This is a genomic window from Pseudomonas sp. NPDC089741, from assembly GCF_044748825.1.
GTDB lineage: Bacteria > Pseudomonadota > Gammaproteobacteria > Pseudomonadales > Pseudomonadaceae > Aquipseudomonas > Aquipseudomonas helmanticensis.
The window spans coordinates 55,856-75,918 of the sequence record NZ_JBIVGT010000023.1; the positions used below are offsets into that span (position 1 = coordinate 55,856).

A 20,063-nucleotide genomic window follows, 5' to 3' on the forward strand; every position below is an offset into this window, starting at 1 on the left:
ATAAGTTATAAGTGACAGAGTCAGACCGACGGGGCAGCGTTGCGGTGCCCCGGGTCAGGTTCACTTGCCGCGGATCAATCGGCGCAAGGCAAAGCGGTTTGGATGGCAGGCTTCGGCGACACTTCGCGGTAGCGGCAGGGGTTCATTTTCAAGCCAGGCGGCGAGCAGTTCCGCCGACAGCGGTGCGGTGATCAGGCCACGCGAACCGTGGCCGCTGTTGACGTACAGACCATCAAGCCATGGGCAGGCAATGTCCGGAACCTGGCGGGCGTCTTTGCTCAGCGCCGCGTACGCCTCGAGGAACGCTTCGCGGTCGGCGAGCGGGCCAACGATCGGCAGGTAATCCGGGCTGGTGCAGCGGAAGGCTGCGCGACCCTGAAGGTCTTCGACAGTTTGTTCGCTGATGTGCAGACGCGCGACGAGGTCGCTGGAGATCTCTTCGAGCATCGTCAGATTGCCGACGTGTTCAGCGGTGGTCGGGGTCAGGTCGTCGCTGTTGAAATCGAAACTGGCACCGAGAGTATGCTCGCCCAAACGTGCAGGGGCGACGTAACCTTCGGCGCAGACCACCGTGGTCAAGGCCTGACTTTGCGTGGTTTCGGCGAGGCGAGTGATCTGCCCGCGAATGCGTTTGAGCGGCAGCTCGGCGCTTTGCGCAAAACGCTTGATCTCGGCAGCGCCGGCCAGTACCACCACCGGTGCGCTGGCGAGCAAGCGCTCGCCGTCGAACGCTTGCCATTGCTCACCGACTTTGCGCAGTTCCAGCGCTTCGCGATGGCTGAGCAGTTCGATATTCGCCTGCGCCGCTTGTGCATGACACAACGCGGGCGGGTGCACCCAGCCGCCTTCGGGATAATACAAACCGCCGTGGGCCAGACCGATTCCGGCGCGGTTTTGCGCCTCGGGTTGCTCAAGCCATTGCAGCAAATCTTCCGGGAACGCGGCCGCCAATTGCGCGTGACGCTCGGCTTCCTTTGCATTGAATGCCAGTTGCAGCACGCCGCAATCGTCCCAGTCGGTGCCGCGTTGCAGGCTTTCCAGCAGACGGCGGGTGTAGCCGAAACCGCTGACGATCAACTGCGACAACGCCGTGCCGTGCGCAGACAACTTCAGGTAGAGCACGCCTTGCGGATTGCCCGAGGCCTCTTGCGCCACGTCCGCGTGACGTTCAAGCAAACTCACCTGCCAACCGCGCACGGCGAGGCTCGATGCCGTGGCGCAACCGGCCAGACCGGCGCCGATCACCAGCGCCCGACGCTCAGCGGTCAGTGGGGCCGGGCGGGCGAACCACGGCTTTTCAGGAGCGGGCGGCGCGACTTCCGGCGGCCAGCCAAGAAACTCGCCACGGAGGATTTCCCACTTGTGGCCGATGCCCGGCGTGCGCTTCATTTTGAACCCGGCGGCATTCAGCAAGCGTCGCACCCAGCCAGTGCTGGTGAAGGTGCTGATGGTCGAACCCGGTGCTGCCAGTCGTGCCAGTTCGACGAACAGTTCGGCGGTCCACATGTCCGGGTTTTTCGCCGGGGCGAAACCGTCGAGAAACCATGCGTCGATCTGGGCGTCGAGCTGCGGCAGTTGTTCCAGCGCATCGCCGATCAGCAGGGTCAGCGTGACGCGACCGTTGGCCAATGTGATGCGCTGAAAACCCTGATGGATCGCCACATAATGCTTGAGCAACTGATCGGCCAGCGGCTTGAGTTCCGGCCACAGTGCCAATGCCCGCTGCAGATCGGCCGGGCTCAACGGGTACTTTTCGACGCTGACGAAATGCAGCCGCGCACCGCTCACTGCATGTTGTTCGAACAACTGCCAGGCGCAGAGAAAATTCAGCCCGGTGCCGAAGCCGGTTTCGCCGATGACCAGCCGGCCGCCCGCCGGCAACGCAGCAAAACGCCCGGCCAGGCGATTCTGTTCGAGGAACACGTAACGGGTTTCATCCAGACCTGACTTGTCGGAAAAATACACGTCATCGAACACTCGCGAACGCGGGCGTCCCTGGTCATCCCAATCGAGTTGGGCGTGGGGCAATACGGGTTTCATGGCAGGCTCGGCAACGACAAGGCAGCCATTCTAGCCGATCGGGCGGGGGCTGCTTGATCCATGGCAAGTGGCCGTTCGATGGTATCAAGCAAGATCACCGACTTTTGCAGCAACGCGATCCCCTGTGGCGAGGGGATTTATCCCCGCTCGGCTGCGCAGCAGTCGTCAAACCTGCACACACGGTTTAACTGGAGTAACCGGGTTGAATGGTTTTGGGGCTGCTTCGCAACCCAACGGGGATAAATCCCCTCACCACAAGGTTTCTATGCGGCTCTGAATTCGTGGGAATTTCTGCGCCGCTGCTGTGCCCAATCCGCTAGTCTTGCTGAACCCTGGAAGGAGCCGTCCCATGTTTGAATCCGCAGAAATCGGTCACGCCATCGACAAAGAAACCTACGAGGCCGCCGTCCCCGCGCTGCGTGAAGCACTGTTGGAGGCGCAGTTCGAATTGCAGCAACAGAAGCGCTTCCCGGTGATCATCCTGATCAATGGCATCGAAGGTGCGGGCAAGGGCGAGACGGTCAAGTTGCTTAACGAGTGGATGGACCCGCGCCTGATCGAGGTGCGCACCTTCGATCAGCAGACCGATGAAGAACTTGCACGACCACCGGCGTGGCGCTATTGGCGGATGCTCCCGGCGAAGGGGCGGATGGGCATTTTCTTCGGCAACTGGTACAGCCAGATGCTTCAGGGGCGGGTGCATGGGCTGTTCAAGGATCCGCGTCTGGATCAGGCGATTGCCGGGGCCGAACGTCTGGAAAAGATGCTCTGCGATGAAGGCGCGCTGATCTTCAAGTTCTGGTTTCACCTGTCGAAGAAACAGATGAAAGCGCGGCTCAAGGCACTGGCCGATGATCCGCTGCACAGCTGGCGCATCAGTCCGCTCGACTGGCAGCAATCGGCAACCTACGACAAGTTCGTCAAATACGGCGAGCGCGTATTGCGTCGCACCAGCCGCGATTACGCGCCGTGGCACATCATCGAAGGCGTCGACGCGCACTATCGCAGCCTCGCGGTCGGCAGGATTCTGCTCGAAGGTTTGCAGAATGCGCTGAAGCGCCCGGACATTCATCCTCACGACGTCAGCGCCGCGCCGTTGGGCACGCCGGTCGATCAGTTGAACCTGCTCGACAGCCTCGACCTGACCCAGCGCCTCGACAAGAAAGACTACGAAGAACAACTGATCACCGAGCAGGCGCGGCTGTCCGGGCTGATGCGCGACAAGCGCATGCGCCGCCACGCACTGGTCGCGGTGTTCGAAGGCAACGATGCGGCCGGCAAGGGCGGCGCGATTCGTCGGGTCGCGGCAGCGCTGGACCCGCGTCAGTACAACATCGTGCCGATTGCCGCGCCGACCGAAGAGGAACGTGCGCAACCATACTTGTGGCGTTTCTGGCGGCATATTCCGGCGCGCGGCAAATTCACCGTGTTCGACCGCTCGTGGTACGGCCGGGTGCTGGTCGAGCGGATCGAGGGTTTTTGTACGCCGGCCGACTGGCTGCGCGCCTACAGCGAGATCAATGACTTCGAAGAGCAGTTGGCCGATGCCGGCGTGATCGTCGTCAAGTTCTGGCTGGCCATCGACAAGGACACGCAAATGGAGCGCTTCCAGGCGCGCGAGGAAATCCCCTTCAAGCGTTTCAAGATCACCGAAGACGACTGGCGCAACCGCGACAAGTGGGACGCCTATCGCGCCGCCGTCGGCGACATGGTCGATCGCACCAGCAGCGAAATCTCGCCGTGGACGCTGGTCGAGGCCAATGACAAGCGCTGGGCGCGGGTGAAGGTGTTGCGCACGATCAATCGCGCGCTCGAAGACGCCTTCGAAAAATCCGACAAGCATGCGAAGAAACACAAGGACTGAGTCGATGGACACGCATACGCGAGGTGAATGATTGTCGCGGTCGGTAATCGGGTGGACTTATGCTCGGGTTCACTCTCAACCGACCACAACAATGAGGTATGCCATGCGTGAAGTGGTGATCGTCGACAGCGTGCGGACTGGCCTGGCCAAGTCCTTTCGCGGCAAGTTCAACCAGACCCGCCCCGATGACATGGCGGCTCATTGCGTCAACGCGCTGCTTGAGCGCAACGACATCGACCCGACCAGCGTCGAGGACTGCATCGTTGGCGCCGGCTCCAACGAAGGCGCGCAGGGCTACAACATCGGCCGCAATGTCGCGGTGCTGTCGCGCTTGGGCACCGGCACCGCCGGCATGACCCTCAACCGTTTCTGCTCCTCGGGTTTGCAGGCGATTGCGATTGCCGCCAACCAGATTGCCTCGGGGTGCAGCGAAATCATCGTTGCCGGCGGCGTCGAGTCGATCAGCCTGACGATGAAAAGCGTCAACACCGATCACCTGATCAACCCGTTGCTCAAACAGCAGTCTCCGGGCATCTATTACACGATGGGCCAGACGGCCGAAGTGGTCGCGCGGCGTTATGGCGTCAGCCGTGAAGCGCAGGATCGTTACTCCCTGCAAAGCCAGATCCGTACCGCGCAGGCGCAGGCCGCCGGCCTGTTCAACGATGAAATCGTGCCGATGGCGGTGAAATACCGGGTCGAGGACAAGAACAGCGGTGAAGTGCAGATTCTCGATGGCGTGGTCGATCGCGACGACTGCAACCGCCCGGACACCACCTACGAAAGTCTCGCCGGGTTGAAACCGGTGTTTGCCGAAGACGGTTCGGTGACGGCGGGTAACTCCTCGCAACTGTCTGACGGGGCGTCGATGACGCTGGTGATGAGCCTGGAGAAAGCCCTGCAACTGGGCCTCAAGCCGAAAGCGTTTTTCCGTGGTTTCACCGTCGCCGGATGCGAGCCGGACGAGATGGGCATCGGCCCGGTGTTCTCGGTGCCGAAACTGCTCAAGGCCAAGGGCTTGCGGGTGGCGGATATCGATCTGTGGGAATTGAACGAGGCGTTTGCTTCGCAGTGCCTGTACAGCCGTGATCGGCTGGAGATTGATAACGACAAATACAACGTCAACGGCGGCTCGATTTCGATTGGTCACCCGTTTGGCATGACCGGGTCGCGGCAGGTCGGGCATCTGGTGCGCGAGTTGCAGCGGCGCAATTTGCGTTACGGCATCGTCACCATGTGCGTGGGCGGCGGGATGGGCGCGACCGGTTTGTTTGAGGCAGTTCGCTAAATCGAGCGTTATTTATCGCTTGTGAAATCGTCATCGCTGGCAAGCCAGCTCCCACAGTTTTCGCAGCGTTCGCATCATGTGTGTACGCCAACAATCCTGTGGGAGCTGGCTTGCCAGCGATTGGATCACCACCGCCTAACGGTTGGAATCCTGTACCTGCATCCGCGCAATGTAAGCCCGGATCTCCTGCTCAGCCTGCTCGGGACTGTCAAACGGCCCTTCAAGGGTATTTTCCCGAGTGCTGAAAAACAGTTCGCCATTGACCCGGCACAGGCGGTCGCTGCGAAAGTGCGTGGCGGGGGCGCTGTCGTGGGCGCGCATTGCTAACATGATCGGTCTCCTTGGCCGGGTATTGAAACGGATCCAATCAGCTTATGCCTGAAGCACTTGCCGCGCGCGGTGAGCCGATCAACGGCAGCGCGCCAATTTACTGCTGCGACCTGCACAGTTTCATTCGCGTCCTGGCCTCAACTGTCCCTGTGTCGCACACGATGGCGGGCCTAGAATGAGCGCACTCGTCAGCAGTGGGGTTCGCATGCACATTTCATCCGGTCGCTGGGTCTACGGATTGTTCCTGGCGCTGCTGACCGCTTTTCTGTGGGGCATCCTGCCGATCAAACTCAAACAGGTGTTGCTGGTGATGGATCCGGTCACGGTGACCTGGTTTCGCTTGATGGTCTCCGGCAGTTGCCTGTTCATTTATCTGGCCGCGGTCAAACGCCTGCCGAGTCGTCAAGTGCTCGGGCCAAAGGGTGGCTGGCTGGTGCTGATGGCGGTGCTCGGGCTGGTGGGCAACTACGTGCTCTATCTGATGGGCCTTAATCTGCTCAGCCCCGGCACCGCGCAACTGGTGGTGCAGATGGGGCCGATCATGTTGCTGATCGCCAGCCTGTTCGTGTTCAAGGAGCGTTTCAGCATCGGTCAGGGGATTGGTCTGGCGGTGCTGCTGATCGGTTTTGTGCTGTTCTTCAATCAGCGGCTGGCGGAGCTGCTGACCTCATTGTCGGATTACACCGCAGGCGTTTTGCTGGTGCTGTTGGCGTCGACGGTCTGGACCTTCTATGCGCTGGGCCAGAAGCAATTGCTCACGGTGTGGAATTCGCTGCAGGTGATGATGGTGATCTACCTGTTCTGTGCGCTGTTGCTGACACCGTGGGTGCATCCGCTGGAAGCCCTCGATCTCAATCCGCTGCAGGGTTGGTTGCTGCTGGCGTGCTGCATGAACACGCTGATTGCCTACGGCGCATTTGCCGAAGCGCTGGCGCATTGGGAAGCTTCGCGGGTCAGTGCGACATTGGCGATCACGCCGTTGGTGACGTTTGGCGCGGTGGCGATTGCGGCGGGGATCTGGCCGGAATATGTGCATGCCGAGCAGATCAATGGGCTTGGGTATGGCGGGGCGGTGCTGGTGGTGTTGGGGTCGGCGCTGGTGGCGTTGGGGCCTTCGTTGATTGCCGGACTCAAGGCGCGGCGAATGAAGATGGCAGCAGGCTAACCGCGTCAGGGCCATCGCGAGCAGGCTCACTCCTACATTTGGAACGCATTCTCCTTGTAGGAGTGAGCCTGCTCGCGATGACTGACCAAGATACGCTACAAACCTCAGCCCTTGGCCCCAGCCTCAATCATATTCTCCGGCCGCACCCACGCATCAAACTCTTCATCGGTCAGATAGCCCAACGCCAACGCCGCCTCGCGCAAGGTCAGCCCCTCGCTGTAAGCCTTCTTCGCGATCTCTGCCGACTTGTCATAACCGATGTGCGGGTTCAGCGCCGTCACCAGCATCAACCCACGCTCCAGGTGTCGCGCCATGACTTCTGCATCCGGCTCAAGCCCGGCAATGCAATGCTGCTGGAAGTTGCTGCAGCCGTCGCCGAGCAGGCGGATCGATTGCAGCAGGTTGTGGATGATCACCGGTTTGAACACGTTCAGTTGCAAGTGACCCTGACTGGCAGCAATGCCGATCGTCACGTCGTTGCCCAGTACCTGACAGGCCAGCATCGACAACGCTTCGCACTGGGTCGGGTTGACCTTGCCCGGCATGATCGAGCTGCCCGGCTCGTTGGCCGGCAGGCGCACTTCGGCAAAACCTGCGCGTGGGCCGGAGCCGAGCAGACGCAGGTCGTTGGCGATTTTCATCAGCGCCACGGCGAGGGTTTTCAGCGCGCCGGAGAGGCTGGTCAGCGGTTCGTGGCCGGCGAGGGCGGCGAATTTGTTCGGTGCGGTGACGAACGGCAGGCCAGACAACGCGGCCAGCTCGGCGGCAATTGCTTCGCCGAAACCGTGCGGCGAATTCAGCCCGGTACCGACGGCGGTGCCGCCCTGCGCCAGTTCACACACCGCCGGCAGTGCCGCGCGGATCGCCCGTTCGGCGTAATCCAGTTGCGCTATGAAACCCGACAACTCCTGGCCAAAGGTGATCGGCGTCGCGTCCATCATGTGCGTGCGCCCGGTTTTTACCAGTTTCATGTGCCGTGCGGCCAGTTCCGCGAGGCCGCCGGACAACTCGGCAATCGCTGGCAGCAGTTGTTCCTGCACGGCTTGCGCGGTAGCGATGCTCATCGCGGTCGGGAAGCAATCGTTGGAGCTTTGCGAGCGATTGACGTGATCGTTGGGGTGCACCGGCGTTTTGCCGCCGCGCGGATTGCCGGCCAGTTCGTTGGCGCGACCAGCGATCACTTCGTTGACGTTCATGTTGCTCTGGGTGCCGCTGCCGGTCTGCCAGACCACCAGCGGGAACTGGTCGTCGTGCTGGCCGTCGAGCACTTCGTCGGCGGCCTGCTCGATCAGGCGTGCGATGTCGGCAGGCAAGTCGCCATTGCGGTCATTGACTCGGGCGGCGGCTTTCTTGATCAGTGCCAAGGCATGCAGCACCGGCAGCGGCATGCGTTCCTGACCGATGGCGAAGTTGATCAGCGAGCGTTGCGTCTGAGCACCCCAGTAGGCGTCGTCCGGGACTTCGATCTGGCCCAGGCTGTCGGTTTCGATACGGCTCATAGTGCACACTCCTGTTGGTCTGTTTGCGCAGTTTAGGCCGGCATCGGCCCAGGTGGTTCCATCGAACCGATTGTTGACCGGTAAAACCCGGCCAATCAAGCGCCGCAAGGCTCGGGGGGTTGAGCCGTGGCGTTTTTTAGGCGCAGAATGGTCGCCCTTGGGGTTTTACCTCGCCTAGCTGAAAAGGAAACTCGATGACTCGTCTTCGTGCCATCTGCACCGCGGTTGCACTGGTTTGCGCCAGCGGCCAGGTGCTTGCCGATACCGCCAGCCACAACGCCAGTGCTGAAGCTTTTCTGACCCTGGCGCACGCTGACAAGCTGGGCACTCCGGTGTACATGCAAGTGCAGCAAATGTTCGCTCAGCGTTTTGAGCAGACCAAAGCCCCGGAAGCCAAGAAAGCCGTACTGGAAACCTACCAGGCCAAGGCCAACGCCGCGCTGGACCAGGCCATTGGCTGGAACAAGCTGAAGCCGGACATGGTCAAGCTCTACACCAGCAACTTCAGCGAATCCGAGCTGAAAGACCTGGTCGCGTTCTACCAGTCGCCACTGGGCAAGAAAGTCCTCGAAAAAATGCCGCAGCTGACTCAGCAATCGGCCCAGATGACCCAGGCCAAACTGGAAAGCGCCGTGCCTGTCGTCAACAAGCTGCTCGACGACATGACCAACGAGCTGGCACCGAAAGGCGCTGCACCGGCCAAGAAGAAGTAAGCGGAGTTCGTGATGACCATGCAACAACGCATCGAATCGACGCTGGGCCTGCTGCAGCCTGAGCATCTGCAAGTGCTGGATGAAAGCCACATGCACAGTCGCGGGTTACAGACCCACTTCAAGGCTGTGGTGGTCAGCGCGCAGTTCGACGGCCTCAATCGGGTCAAGCGCCACCAGAAAGTCTACGGCACGCTCGGCGAGCTGATGGGCGAGTTCCATGCGTTGGCTCTGCACACCTACACGCCGCAGGAATGGGCAGAGATCGGCGCCGCTCCGGCGTCGCCGACCTGTGCCGGCGGTAGCAAAAATTAAGATCAAAAGATCGCAGCCTGCGGCAGCTCCTACAGGAGACTGCCGCTGTTGGTGAAGTTTTTTGCTAGAATCCGCAACGCGCCGCTCAAGCGGCGCGTTTTTTTTTGAATCCGGTTCACCCTTTGCGAGGGTAGCCACCTGGAGAAATACCCATGACACAACCGATTGTCGTGGCGGCACTGTATAAGTTCGTCACCCTCGAAGATTACGTCAACCTGCGCGAGCCACTGCTGCAAGCGATGGTCGACAACCAGATCAAAGGCACCCTGCTGATCGCCGAAGAAGGCATCAACGGCACGGTGTCCGGCACCCGCGAAGGCATCGACGGCCTGCTCGCCTGGCTCAAGAACGATCCACGCATGATCGATATCGATCACAAAGAGTCGTACTGCGACGAGCAGCCGTTCTATCGCACCAAGGTCAAGCTGAAGAAAGAGATCGTCACCCTCGGTGTCGACGGCGTCGACCCGAACAAGAAGGTCGGTACTTACGTTGATCCGCAAGACTGGAACGCGTTGATCAGCGACCCCGAAGTGCTGTTGATCGATACGCGCAACGATTACGAAGTGTCGATCGGCACCTTCGAAGGCGCCATTGATCCGAAAACCACCAGTTTTCGCGAATTCCCCGACTACATCAAAGAACACTTCAACCCGGCCGTGCACAAGAAGGTCGCGATGTTCTGCACCGGTGGGATCCGCTGCGAAAAGGCCTCGAGCTACATGCTCGGCGAAGGTTATGAAGAGGTCTACCACCTCAAGGGCGGCATTCTGAAGTACCTCGAAGAGGTGCCGCAGGAAGAGACCAAGTGGCAGGGCGACTGCTTTGTGTTCGACAACCGCGTGACCGTGCGTCACGACCTCAGCGAAGGCGACTACGATCAATGTCATGCCTGTCGCACACCGGTCAGTGTTGAAGATCGTGCATCCGAGCACTATGTGGCCGGCATCAGTTGCCCGCATTGCTGGGACAAGCTGAGCGAGAAGACCCGCCGCAGCGCCATCGATCGGCAGAAGCAGATCGAACTGGCCAAGGCGCGCAACATGCCGCACCCGATCGGCTACAACTATAAGCAAGCATCCACCGAGGCTTAACCATGTCTGCACGCCTGCTCTATGTGATGGACCCGATGTGTTCATGGTGCTGGGGGTTCGCTCCGGTGGCCAAGGCATTGGTCGAGCAGGCGCAGGCAGCCGGGGTCGAGTTGCATCTGGTGGTCGGCGGGTTGCGCACCGGCAGCGGTGCTGCGCTGGAGCCGACCACGCGGCGCTACATTCTTGAACACTGGCAAGCGGTCACCGAAGCCACCGGCCAGCCGTTCAAGCTTGAGGGCGCGTTGCCCGACGGTTTTGTCTACGACACCGAGCCTGCCTGCCGCGCGATCGTCACCGCGCGCAGCCTCGCGCCGGATTGCGCGTGGACACTGGTTGGCCTGATCCAGCAAGCGTTTTACGCTGAAGGTCGCGACGTGACCCAGGCCAGTGTGCTGGTGGAACTGGCAGAGCAGGCCGGCGTCCCGCGTATCGAATTTGCCGCATTGTTCGATCATGCCGATCAACACAAGGCGACTCAGGCCGATTTCAGCTGGGTGCAGGATCTGGGCATCGCCGGATTCCCGACTCTGCTCGCCGAGCGCAACGGCCAACTGGCGCTGCTGACCAACGGCTACCAACCACTCAGCGAACTGTCGCCATTGCTCGGTCGCTGGCTGGAACGTGCGGCCTGTGTCTGACCTGGCCGATGACACGCCAGCCGTAAAGCGTGTCGACCGGCTGAGCTGGGCAGAAGTCCGGCGTCTGGCACTGCATCACAAAAAATCCCTGTGGATCGCCAACGGCGTCGCCGTACTGGCGACGCTGTGCAGCGTGCCGATTCCGTTGCTGTTGCCGTTGCTGGTCGACGAAGTCCTGCTCGGTCATGGCGACGCGGCACTGAAAGTCATGAACCACGTGCTGCCGGGCATGTGGCAGCAAGCGGCGGGCTATATCGGCCTGATGCTGGTGGTCACGCTGACTCTGCGCTGCAGCGCCCTGTGTTTTGGTGTGTTGCAGGCGCGGCTGTTTGCACGCTTGGCCAAGGACATTGTCTATCGCATCCGCGTGCGCCTGATCGACCGGTTGAAACGGATTTCCCTCGGCGAATACGAAAGCCTTGGCAGCGGTACAGTGACCACACACCTGGTCACCGATCTGGACACCCTCGACAAGTTTGTCGGCGAAACCCTCAGCCGTTTTCTGGTGGCGATGCTGACGCTGGTGGGTACCGCGAGCATCCTGATGTGGATGCACTGGAAACTGGCGCTGCTGATTCTGCTGTTCAACCCGTTGGTGATCTACGCCACGGTGCAACTGGGCAAGCGCGTCAAACACCTGAAGAAACTCGAGAACGACAGCACTTCGCGCTTCACTCAGGCGTTGAGCGAAACCCTCGATGCGATCCAGGAAGTGCGCGCCGGCAACCGGCAGGGTTACTTTCTTGGACGCCTCGGGCTGCGTGCGCAGGAAGTGCGCAACTACGCGGTCAATTCGCAGTGGAAAACCGACGCCTCCAATCGCGCCAGTGGCTTGCTGTTCCAGTTCGGCATCGACATCTTTCGCGCGGCAGCGATGCTCACGGTGTTGTTTTCCGATCTGTCGATCGGGCAGATGCTCGCGGTGTTCAGCTACCTGTGGTTCATGATCGGTCCGGTCGAACAACTGCTCAATCTGCAATATGCCTACTACGCGGCCGGCGGTGCGCTGACGCGGATCAACGAACTGCTGGCGCGCGCCGACGAGCCGCAATATCCCGGCGGCGTCGATCCATTCAAGGGCCGTGAGACCGTCGGCATCGAGGTGCAAGGCCTGAGTTTTGGCTACGGCGATGAACTGGTGCTGGACCAGATGAACCTGTCCATCGCGCCCGGCGAGAAAGTCGCGATTGTCGGCGCCAGTGGCGGCGGCAAAAGTACGCTGGTGCAGTTGCTGTTGGGGCTGTATACGCCAGTGTCCGGGACTATCCGCTTCGGTGGTTCGACCCAGCAGGAAATCGGCCTGGAACTGGTCAGGGAAAACGTCGCCGTGGTGCTGCAGCATCCGGCGCTGTTCAACGACACCGTGCGTGCCAACCTGACCATGGGCCGCACCCGCAGCGACGAAGCCTGCTGGCAGGCGTTGGAAATCGCCCAGATGGAGGCGACTATCCGTGGCTTGCCGCAGGGGCTCGACAGCATTGTCGGTCGCTCCGGTGTACGCCTTTCCGGTGGTCAACGGCAACGCCTGGCGATTGCGCGGATGATCCTCGCCGAGCCGAAAGTAGTGATCCTCGACGAAGCCACCTCAGCTCTCGACGCGGCCACCGAGTACAACCTGCATCAGGCCATGGCACGCTTTCTCAACGGCCGCACCACGTTGATCATTGCTCACCGATTGTCAGCGGTGAAGCAGGCCGACAGGGTGCTGGTGTTCGATGGCGGCCAGATCGCCGAGGATGGCGACCATCAGCAACTGATTGCCGATGGTGGCCTGTACGCCAAACTTTACGGGCATCTGCAGCGCATCTGATCAACCCCAGAGTACCTGCAGCGCGGCATCCCCGCCGTCATGACCAAACTGCTTCATCACCACTGAACACGATTCGCACGGGCGCATGGTCGTCGCGATATCGACTGCGCGGATTTCCTTCGGGTCCGGGTATTTTTCGCGAATCACGCTGATCAACTTGCTTTCACTGTCCAGTGAAGTGGGGCGGCTGGTCTGTGTTGGTTGGTAGGTTTTCAGCTCCTTGATGGTCAGCGGCACCGCCAGCAGTTGGCCCTGCTCGGTCACTTCCAGAGATGTGCGCGGGAAGGCGGAGTTGTAGTCGATATTGATGTAGGTGGTCTGCCCGATCCGCACATGTTCGCCGCCCATGTGCCGAAACAGCGGCAGGCGTTGGGTGCTGCCCTGCGCGCCGGAGACACTGACGTAAATTTCCCGCTGGCCGCCGGCGGTGGTGACTTCGGCGAATGCAATGTTGCGTGGGTTGACCGGGCGTTCGCGCATGGGCAGCAGGTTTTGCAACTTCTGCATCGCGCCGTCGATGCGCAATGCCGCGCTGCTATTGGCCGGGTTGATGGTCGGTGACAGAAACAGCGTGTCGAATATTTCTGCGGTTTTCAATCGAAAGGCTTCTGGCGCTTCTTTGCTGCGTGCCCACGTGGCGGCACCCTCGGGCAATCGGGTGACGATCATTCGAGTGGAGTGATCGAACATCAACGCCTCGCCCGGACTGGTGTCGACGTTCAGCCATTTCATATTGTTCGCCGGTAGAGCGCTGGTGCCAATGGGAATGGCGATTTCTTCCATGGTGTGCATGGCGCGCTGTACCGCTTCGAGACCATGGATGCGCACGATGTTGTTGGCGTGCAGCGATCCGGTGTAAACCGTCAGTAGTTCGGCGCCCAGTGTGTCGTTGGCCAGTTCGGCAGGCGACAGGCGATTGAACGTCAAACGGCTGCCCGGGATTTCTCCTTTGCGGATGCTCGCCAGATAGTATTCATGGCTGTTGATCCGCAGGAAAACGTAAGAGGCCGAATCGTCGATGGCGGGGACCAGAATCGCTCCGACCTGATGCGTGTCATTGATTCCGTCATAAGTCCCGCCGGTCTTGATGCGCGCGAAAATCCCTTTGCGAAACTGCAGCGTGGCATGGATCTGTTGCCGCGGTATCAGCCGGCCACCCCTGAACCCCAGGTCGGCCAGATCACCTCTGAACAGAGTCGGCTGGTTATCGATGATCCGGTACAGCTTGGCGTCGATCGCCAGAAATGTACCGTTTCGCCTGGCCAGCGCGGCCGGTTCCGAGATCCTGTCGCCGAACCATGGGGCGTAGCCTTTGTCTTTGTCCACCGTGCCAAGGGCTGGTGTCGGTGCCGGTTCGCCGGTGGTGTAGCTGACGCGGCAGTCATTCTGATGCCCAGGTGCGCGGCGGGGGCGGCACGGTAACAAGGTCCAGTTTCGGCTGTCATCGATCAGATCGACCCGCCGCAATTCTTCGCCGTCGAGCCGATACGGCGCGTCGTCGATCAGCACCGTGTGATGCCCGTCAGCTTCAGGCAGATGATGTACACGGGTTTTTTCGGGAAACTCGATGGTGATCTGATTGGCCGTTTTTTGTGTGCCGTCATAGCTGGAGCGCCCCAAGGAAAAATCATGATCCTGGGGCGTCAACCGTGGGCCGAACGGACGTTCCGACAGCGGGTCCAGAACGTGATAGCGGGAGTCGCCGACAGCAACGTTGCGCACCGGAACGTCATCGATACCTTTGACGGCAGCCAATTGGTCGAAGTGGCTCAAGGGTTTCCAGTGTGCGACGTCGAGCGCCTGGGGAAGGTTGTGCAACAGATCATATTCAGCGCGTACGCCGGCCAGGCGTTTGAGCCGCGACAGAGACTTTTTTTCCAGATAAATCACGGCCCGCACGGCAGTTGTCAATCCTCGGCCTGCGAGTCTGAGCAAGGCCGGTACCGCATCCAGAGGATTGAGGTTTTTCAGGCTGGACAGCAAAAGCGTTTTAGACAATTGCGCCATGCCTGGCAGCGCGGCGCGTATGGCGATTTTGCCGGCGACGGCAGCGAGGCGGATGCTGCCGGCCACGAACTTGCCCAGTGGAATCGCGAACGACACCGCATCGAGAAGTAATCCGAAGATGCCCAGCGCACGTTTGCCGGGATCGTCCGACTGCATATCTTCGAGGCTGCCCCAGAACGGGATAAATCCCTTCAGTGCATGTATCCAGTGCTTGTTGAGGCCTTCGCGTTCGAAGCGGGTTTCTCCCCACGCTTCGCTGTACAACGCCTTCTCATCGACATACAAATGATCGGTAGCGACGAGCGCGCTGATCTGCACGGTTCTCGCCGAGGTAAACGTCAGGTTTGCCCAGGTGTTGTGGTGTGTCTCGGGAATAGCCGAAGGGGCAAGAGCGGCGCCCAGCGGGTCGAGAACGGCGAGACAGAAAGCACCGCGCTTGGGGATCGAACCTTTCTTGTGTGCGTTCAAATCGAATGGCGGGCGGTGCAGGTGGACCCTGGCGATGTCTTCGCTCTGGATTTCTCCGTTTTTTGGCGGTGGTGTTCGTGAAAGCAGTCCGTCGAGATGCGAGAGCAAGACATCCGGGCGTTTGCGTATCACGCCGGCGCGGGGCAGGCATTCATAAAAGTGCTCCAGACCCTGATAGGTCGCACGCAGTACAAAGCCCATGCGCGCCCGGTGCAGCCGGATGCTCTCGGGCGGCTCCCAGCGGCCGGCAATGTTGTGGGCCTGATCCCTGAGACAGTAGACCCTCACTTCGCCGTGCTCCAGTGCCTGTCGGTCCGCCCATGGCAAGGTCACCAGTTGAGTTTTTATCAGGTACTCATAAGCATCTCTGAGCTTGCGCAGGTATTCGTTGAACTGTTTGTCGAACAACGATTTTATGTCGGGCAAGGTGCACATGCGGGGGAAACGGGAAAGTAGCTGACCTGGACTTTCGGTACTGAGAAAACCGCTTTTCAGGGTTTGGTCTGCTGACAGGCTGATCCATTCAGTGGCGGTCTTGCCGTTATCGCTGACATACCAGCGAACGTCGGGTTCCAGACCTCCGGATGCATAGACTTCCAGCAGCGGCCAGACTGGCAGCGCCACGTCCGGGGTGTCGAGGATACTGCGTCGGGCACGGTTTTGCGGTTGATGGTGATAGCGTTTGAGGTTAATCCTGGTGTGATCATACAAGTCGTTGGCAAGCGCTCTTTTCAGTTGCTGTTGTGCCAGCGGCAGACGTTGCGGCGGCTCGATGTCCAGGCGCAGAACCGCTTTGTTCAGGTGCGCTTTATGATCCTCCAGCGCTTGTATGGCGAGGTGCGTGCCGGACTGATCGTTCTCAGTGGTGAACGGCGGCAGCGCACCGGTCGCCGCGGCCCAGGTCTGTGCAGCCGCGGCGCGGGTCACGGCAATCAGGGCCTGCAACTGCGCGTTGGCGTTTGCGCTTTTTTTCAGCGGCAGGTCGATCAACTGTTGAAAGGTCAGTTGTCGCAACGAATCGGGATCGAGCGCATGCGCCAGTTGCACGCCGTGCACGAAGTTGACCCAGACCGCCGAAGCCCCGTAAGGAAGATCATCAGGGATACCGCGAACCTGAAAATCGAAGGGAAATTGCGCCAGACACACCCATCCCAGCAAAGCCTTTTCCGTCGGTGTCGAGGTTCGTCGCGAGTCCTCCAGATGCTGGAAAAAGTCCTCGCGAATGTCTGCATAGCTTTTTCCGTAGTGGCGGCGTGGTTCCAGCGCGTACCCGGCAACCTGATTCGAATGACTCTGCCGAGGGACCTCGTACCACAATCGCAACGCTTCAAGTAACAGGTGCGCAGCGATGTCGGGAATCGTCTGCTCATCGGGGAGGGCGCCGTACCAACCCAGTGTTTGCAGCAGACGCTGGCCAAGACGTTGGGCCGATGGTGTGTCGAGCAGGCGTTCCAGGCAGGTTGCAGGCAGGGTCTGCCATTGTTTGAGCGTGCAAGGCGGCGTGATCTCACTGGCCAGGCAGTCGATCAGCGATTGCGTTTTACCGATGAGAAACGTCCCGATCAGATCTTGAATTGACGCGTTGTCGTCGTCGCTCATCAATGTTCCCAACGGCATGCTGTGTGGCAGATTCAATCGATGCTCAGCGCGTTTCTCTTCTACCTCCTCGATCAGCCGGGCCAGGCCAGAGGCATCCTGAATGGCGGGGAGGGTAAAGCCGGAAAAGCTCACAAGCTGAGCCAGTGGCAGCAGCCTGTCGGAACGCACGTGTCCGCCTATACTGAGCAACGCACGCTGGAGCTGGAGAATTTTGTCAGGCGCTTTGGTCACATCCTTGATGGTGTAGTCGAGATCGTCATCATGGTCTCGGGTGTTGGTAAAGCGACATTGATCGGCCACGGCGCTGACGTGGGTCAGCGATCCCCTGGATGCTTGCAGGTGCCGGGTCAGCAGTGAGTCGCCGGCATCCTCGAACAGTGCGAGAAAAAGGCTCCGGGCATGCTCGTGTGCTGTGCCGAGACGCGATAGGGTTTGCGGCGCCAGGTAAAAGCTGTCCAGCGACGTAGCTGCGCTGCGCACGGCGCGGATTGCCGTGAGGATCGCTTGGTATTCGGCCTGTTGAGCGGTGTGGCGTTGCTGCGGGGTTACCGGTAGGTTCATGGGGGAGCGGCTCAGGAGTGTTCGGAAGCCGTCAGTGTCGAAGTATCCTGTGCTCTCGGTGCGGTACATATGTATCGCGAGTTGAAGTGTCCTGCTTGCCGGAAGGGGGATCGCCCCCTAGGCTAGGTTAGCGGTCTCCTCTTTGATGATGGCAGTGCGTGCGCAAAGGACCTCATGAAGCAAAAAAGGACTCTCGGAACGCCACGGTTGTTAGGCATCGTCTGGCCATTTATTGCCGTTGTGCTATTTCAGGCGTTATTGGGGGGCGTGAGTCTTTACGTCCTGTCGGCCGTTCGCGGTTATGTCGCTGGCGAAAGTCTGTGGTCCAAAGGCCAGAAAGACGCCATCTATTACCTCAATCTGTATGCAGACAGTCGCGACGAAGCGATTTACCTCAAGTATCAGAATGCGATTGCCGTGCCGCAGGGCGGGCATCAATTGCGCTTGGCGCTGGATCACCAGCCACCGGATTTGCAAGCCGCGCGCGATGGCATCCTCAAGGGCGGCAATCACCCGGATGATGTATCGAGCCTGATCTGGCTGTACCTCAATTTTCGTCATTTCAGTTATCTCGAAACCGCCATCGACCGCTGGACGCTGGGCGATGCGTATCTGGTCGAGCTGGACAATGTCGCCCGCGAAATGCACCAGAGCATCAGTGAGAACAGCGCGACACCGGCCGACATCCAGCGCTGGAAGGCGCGGATTTTCGCCATCAATGACGGCGTCACGCCGGCAGCGAAAGCTTTTAGCGATGCGTTGGGTGAAGGCTCGCGGATGATCCTGCGCTTGCTCTTGTTCACCAACCTGGCCACGGCGCTGGGCCTGATTGTGCTGGCGTTGCTGCGTACGCATAAATTGCTCAAGCAGCGCCATGCCTTTGCCCAGGCACTGCAACTGGAGAAAGATCGCGCACACGTCACGCTGCATTCGATTGGCGACGGCGTCATCACCACCGACGTCAGCGGCGCGATCGATTACATGAACCCCGCCGCCGAAGCGATGACCCACTGGAAAGCCGAGCAGGCTGCCGGATTGCCGCTGGCGGCGCTGTTCAATCTGCTCGACGATAACGCCCAGGCTGAGGGCCTGACGCTGATCGAACACATTCTCAGCGGCAAACTCAGTGGTGGCAGTGAGCATTCCAAGCTGATCCAGCGCCTCGACGGCAGCACAGTCTCGGTGACGCTGGTCGGCGCGCCGATCCGCAACGCCGGCAAGGTCAGCGGCACGGTGCTGGTGCTGCACGACATGACCCAGGAGCGGCAGTACATCGCCAATCTCTCCTGGCAGGCCACGCACGACGCACTGACCGGGCTGGCCAACCGTCGCGAATTCGAATATCGCCTCGAGCAGGCATTGCACAACCTCACGCGTCAGCCCGGACGGCATGCGCTGATGTTCCTCGATCTCGATCAGTTCAAACTGGTCAACGACACCTGCGGCCATGCGGCGGGCGATGAGCTGTTGCGGCACATCTGCGCACTGCTGCAGTCGGGGTTGCGCGAGAGCGACACGCTGGCGCGGCTGGGCGGCGACGAGTTCGGCATCCTCCTGGAGAATTGCGCGCCGGAGGCGGCGGAAAAAATCGCCGAAGTCCTGCGCCAGACCGTACAGAACCTGCATTTCGTCTGGAAGGGCCGGCCGTTCCTGACCACCGTCAGCATCGGCCTGGTGCATATCGCCCAGACCCCGACGACCCTTGAAACTTCATTGCGTGCCGCTGACATGGCTTGCTACATGGCCAAGGAAAAGGGCCGCAACCGCGTGCAGGTCTATCACGCCGACGACTCGGAACTGTCCGTGCGTTTCGGTGAAATGGCTTGGGTGCAGCGTCTGCACATGGCGCTGGAAGAAAACCGCTTCTGTCTGTACGCCCAGGAAATCGCCCCGCTGGGATCGGCGGAGGGCCGCGGCGGGCACATCGAGATTCTGCTGCGATTGCATGACGAAGCCGGGCGCATGATTCTCCCGGACAGCTTTATTCCGGCCGCCGAGCGGTATGGCCTGATGAATCAGCTTGATCGTTGGGTGGTGCAGAATGTTTTCAAGCTAATAGCCGAGTGTATTGCCGAAGAGCGTGAAGGGCCTTTGGCAATGTGTGCGATTAATCTTTCAGGCATTACTATCGGAGATGACGCGTTCTTGCACTTTCTGCGTGAACAGTTTGTTAGTTATGCGATTCCGCCTGAAATGATTTGTTTTGAAATTACTGAAACCAGTGCAATTTCAAATCTCGGGAGTGCAATTAGATTTATTAATGAACTCAAAGGTTTAGGGTGTTACTTCTCACTTGATGATTTTTGTGCCGGGATGTCTTCATTCGCTTATCTGAAACATTTGCCTGTAGACTTCCTGAAGATCGACGGGAGTTTCGTAAAGGATATGCTGGACGACCCGATTAACCGCGCAATGGTCGAAGTGATCAATCACATCGGGCATGTCATGGGTAAGAAAACAATTGCCGAGTTTGTTGAAACCGCCCAGATCGAGCAGGCATTGCTTGAAATCGGGGTGGATTACGCTCAGGGTTACGTTATCGAACGCCCGCAATTGTTTACCTGCGACAGTTTGCAGATTCGGCCCGCCAGACCGCAGCCGCTGTTGTTCAAGGCGCCTGGCACGTTCCGTTGAAGTCTCTTGCCGATCCTTACAATCACAAATCAAAAGGAGCC

At 60.0% G+C, this 20,063-nt stretch carries 13 protein-coding genes; 9 read left to right on the forward strand and 4 right to left on the reverse strand.

Translation table 11 applies throughout. From position 1 onward, the window contains the following. Positions 1-60: 60 nt before the first annotated feature. Positions 61-2,040, reverse strand: a complete 1,980-nt coding sequence (gene mnmC, locus ACIPZE_RS20180) for a bifunctional tRNA (5-methylaminomethyl-2-thiouridine)(34)-methyltransferase MnmD/FAD-dependent 5-carboxymethylaminomethyl-2-thiouridine(34) oxidoreductase MnmC (RefSeq protein WP_400774845.1) — start codon at positions 2,038-2,040, stop codon at positions 61-63. A gap of 349 nt (positions 2,041-2,389) precedes the next feature. Between mnmC and pap the strand changes: the two genes are divergently transcribed. Further along, positions 2,390-3,904 (forward strand): polyphosphate:AMP phosphotransferase, encoded by a 1,515-nt coding sequence (gene pap, locus ACIPZE_RS20185; RefSeq protein WP_283438955.1) that lies wholly within the window; start codon positions 2,390-2,392, stop codon positions 3,902-3,904. 103 nt (positions 3,905-4,007) lie between these two features. Further along, the gene (locus tag ACIPZE_RS20190; RefSeq protein ID WP_400774848.1) at positions 4,008-5,192 is read left to right on the forward strand and encodes a thiolase family protein; all 1,185 of its coding nucleotides are present in this window, start codon (positions 4,008-4,010) and stop codon (positions 5,190-5,192) included. A 135-nt stretch (positions 5,193-5,327) separates the two neighbouring features. On the opposite strand, the gene ACIPZE_RS20195 is transcribed toward ACIPZE_RS20190, so the two are convergent. Continuing rightward, positions 5,328-5,522, reverse strand: a complete 195-nt coding sequence (locus ACIPZE_RS20195; RefSeq protein WP_400774851.1) for a DUF6316 family protein — start codon at positions 5,520-5,522, stop codon at positions 5,328-5,330. 205 nt (positions 5,523-5,727) lie between these two features. Here ACIPZE_RS20195 and ACIPZE_RS20200 point away from each other — a divergent pair, with 205 nt between their 5' ends. Further along, the gene (locus ACIPZE_RS20200) at positions 5,728-6,687 is read left to right on the forward strand and encodes a DMT family transporter (protein WP_400774869.1); all 960 of its coding nucleotides are present in this window, start codon (positions 5,728-5,730) and stop codon (positions 6,685-6,687) included. Positions 6,688-6,791: 104 nt separating this feature from the next. Here ACIPZE_RS20200 and ACIPZE_RS20205 read toward each other — a convergent pair whose 3' ends face one another. Next, a complete protein-coding gene (locus tag ACIPZE_RS20205) occupies positions 6,792-8,186 on the reverse strand; it encodes a class II fumarate hydratase (protein ID WP_283438952.1) in 1,395 nt (464 codons plus the stop codon). A 194-nt stretch (positions 8,187-8,380) separates the two neighbouring features. On the opposite strand from ACIPZE_RS20205, the gene ACIPZE_RS20210 reads away from it, so the two are divergent. The 5 genes from ACIPZE_RS20210 to ACIPZE_RS20230 all read left to right on the forward strand — a co-directional run bounded on the left by ACIPZE_RS20210 (position 8,381) and on the right by ACIPZE_RS20230 (position 12,753). Next, entirely contained in the window at positions 8,381-8,899 is a 519-nt protein-coding gene (locus ACIPZE_RS20210) for a DUF2059 domain-containing protein (RefSeq protein ID WP_102354097.1), read from the forward strand. A gap of 12 nt (positions 8,900-8,911) precedes the next feature. Then, a complete protein-coding gene (locus ACIPZE_RS20215) occupies positions 8,912-9,211 on the forward strand; it encodes a BolA family transcriptional regulator (RefSeq protein WP_283438951.1) in 300 nt (99 codons plus the stop codon). Positions 9,212-9,363: 152 nt separating this feature from the next. After that, positions 9,364-10,305: a rhodanese-related sulfurtransferase gene (locus ACIPZE_RS20220; protein ID WP_129394972.1), complete on the forward strand. Its 942-nt coding sequence runs from the start codon at positions 9,364-9,366 to the stop codon at positions 10,303-10,305. 35 nt (positions 10,306-10,340) lie between these two features. Further along, a complete protein-coding gene (locus ACIPZE_RS20225; RefSeq protein WP_283439475.1) occupies positions 10,341-10,943 on the forward strand; it encodes a DsbA family protein in 603 nt (200 codons plus the stop codon). Beyond that, positions 10,936-12,753 carry an ABC transporter ATP-binding protein gene (locus ACIPZE_RS20230; RefSeq protein ID WP_400774855.1) on the forward strand — a complete coding sequence of 606 codons (1,818 nt, stop codon included), beginning with the start codon at positions 10,936-10,938 and terminating at the stop codon, positions 12,751-12,753. Before ACIPZE_RS20225 ends, ACIPZE_RS20230 begins: the two co-directional genes overlap by 8 nt. Here the strand turns inward: ACIPZE_RS20230 and ACIPZE_RS20235 are convergent, their stop codons facing one another. Beyond that, positions 12,754-17,388: a deaminase domain-containing protein gene (locus tag ACIPZE_RS20235; RefSeq protein WP_400774858.1), complete on the reverse strand. Its 4,635-nt coding sequence runs from the start codon at positions 17,386-17,388 to the stop codon at positions 12,754-12,756. A gap of 174 nt (positions 17,389-17,562) precedes the next feature. Here ACIPZE_RS20235 and ACIPZE_RS20240 point away from each other — a divergent pair, with 174 nt between their 5' ends. After that, positions 17,563-20,022 (forward strand): EAL domain-containing protein, encoded by a 2,460-nt coding sequence (locus tag ACIPZE_RS20240; protein WP_283438948.1) that lies wholly within the window; start codon positions 17,563-17,565, stop codon positions 20,020-20,022. The last annotated feature ends 41 nt before the right edge of the window (positions 20,023-20,063 follow it).

Coding starts and splice junctions, on each gene's coding strand:
- pap (WP_283438955.1), top strand. CDS start 2,390: ATGTTTGAATCCGCAGAAATCGGTCACGCCATCGACAAAGAAACCTAC.
- mnmC (WP_400774845.1), bottom strand. CDS start 2,040: ATGAAACCCGTATTGCCCCACGCCCAACTCGATTGGGATGACCAGGGA.
- ACIPZE_RS20195 (WP_400774851.1), bottom strand. CDS start 5,522: ATGTTAGCAATGCGCGCCCACGACAGCGCCCCCGCCACGCACTTTCGC.
- ACIPZE_RS20220 (WP_129394972.1), top strand. CDS start 9,364: ATGACACAACCGATTGTCGTGGCGGCACTGTATAAGTTCGTCACCCTC.
- ACIPZE_RS20235 (WP_400774858.1), bottom strand. CDS start 17,388: ATGAACCTACCGGTAACCCCGCAGCAACGCCACACCGCTCAACAGGCC.
- ACIPZE_RS20240 (WP_283438948.1), top strand. CDS start 17,563: ATGAAGCAAAAAAGGACTCTCGGAACGCCACGGTTGTTAGGCATCGTC.
- ACIPZE_RS20215 (WP_283438951.1), top strand. CDS start 8,912: ATGACCATGCAACAACGCATCGAATCGACGCTGGGCCTGCTGCAGCCT.
- ACIPZE_RS20210 (WP_102354097.1), top strand. CDS start 8,381: ATGACTCGTCTTCGTGCCATCTGCACCGCGGTTGCACTGGTTTGCGCC.
- ACIPZE_RS20225 (WP_283439475.1), top strand. CDS start 10,341: ATGTGTTCATGGTGCTGGGGGTTCGCTCCGGTGGCCAAGGCATTGGTC.
- ACIPZE_RS20190 (WP_400774848.1), top strand. CDS start 4,008: ATGCGTGAAGTGGTGATCGTCGACAGCGTGCGGACTGGCCTGGCCAAG.
- ACIPZE_RS20205 (WP_283438952.1), bottom strand. CDS start 8,186: ATGAGCCGTATCGAAACCGACAGCCTGGGCCAGATCGAAGTCCCGGAC.
- ACIPZE_RS20200 (WP_400774869.1), top strand. CDS start 5,728: ATGCACATTTCATCCGGTCGCTGGGTCTACGGATTGTTCCTGGCGCTG.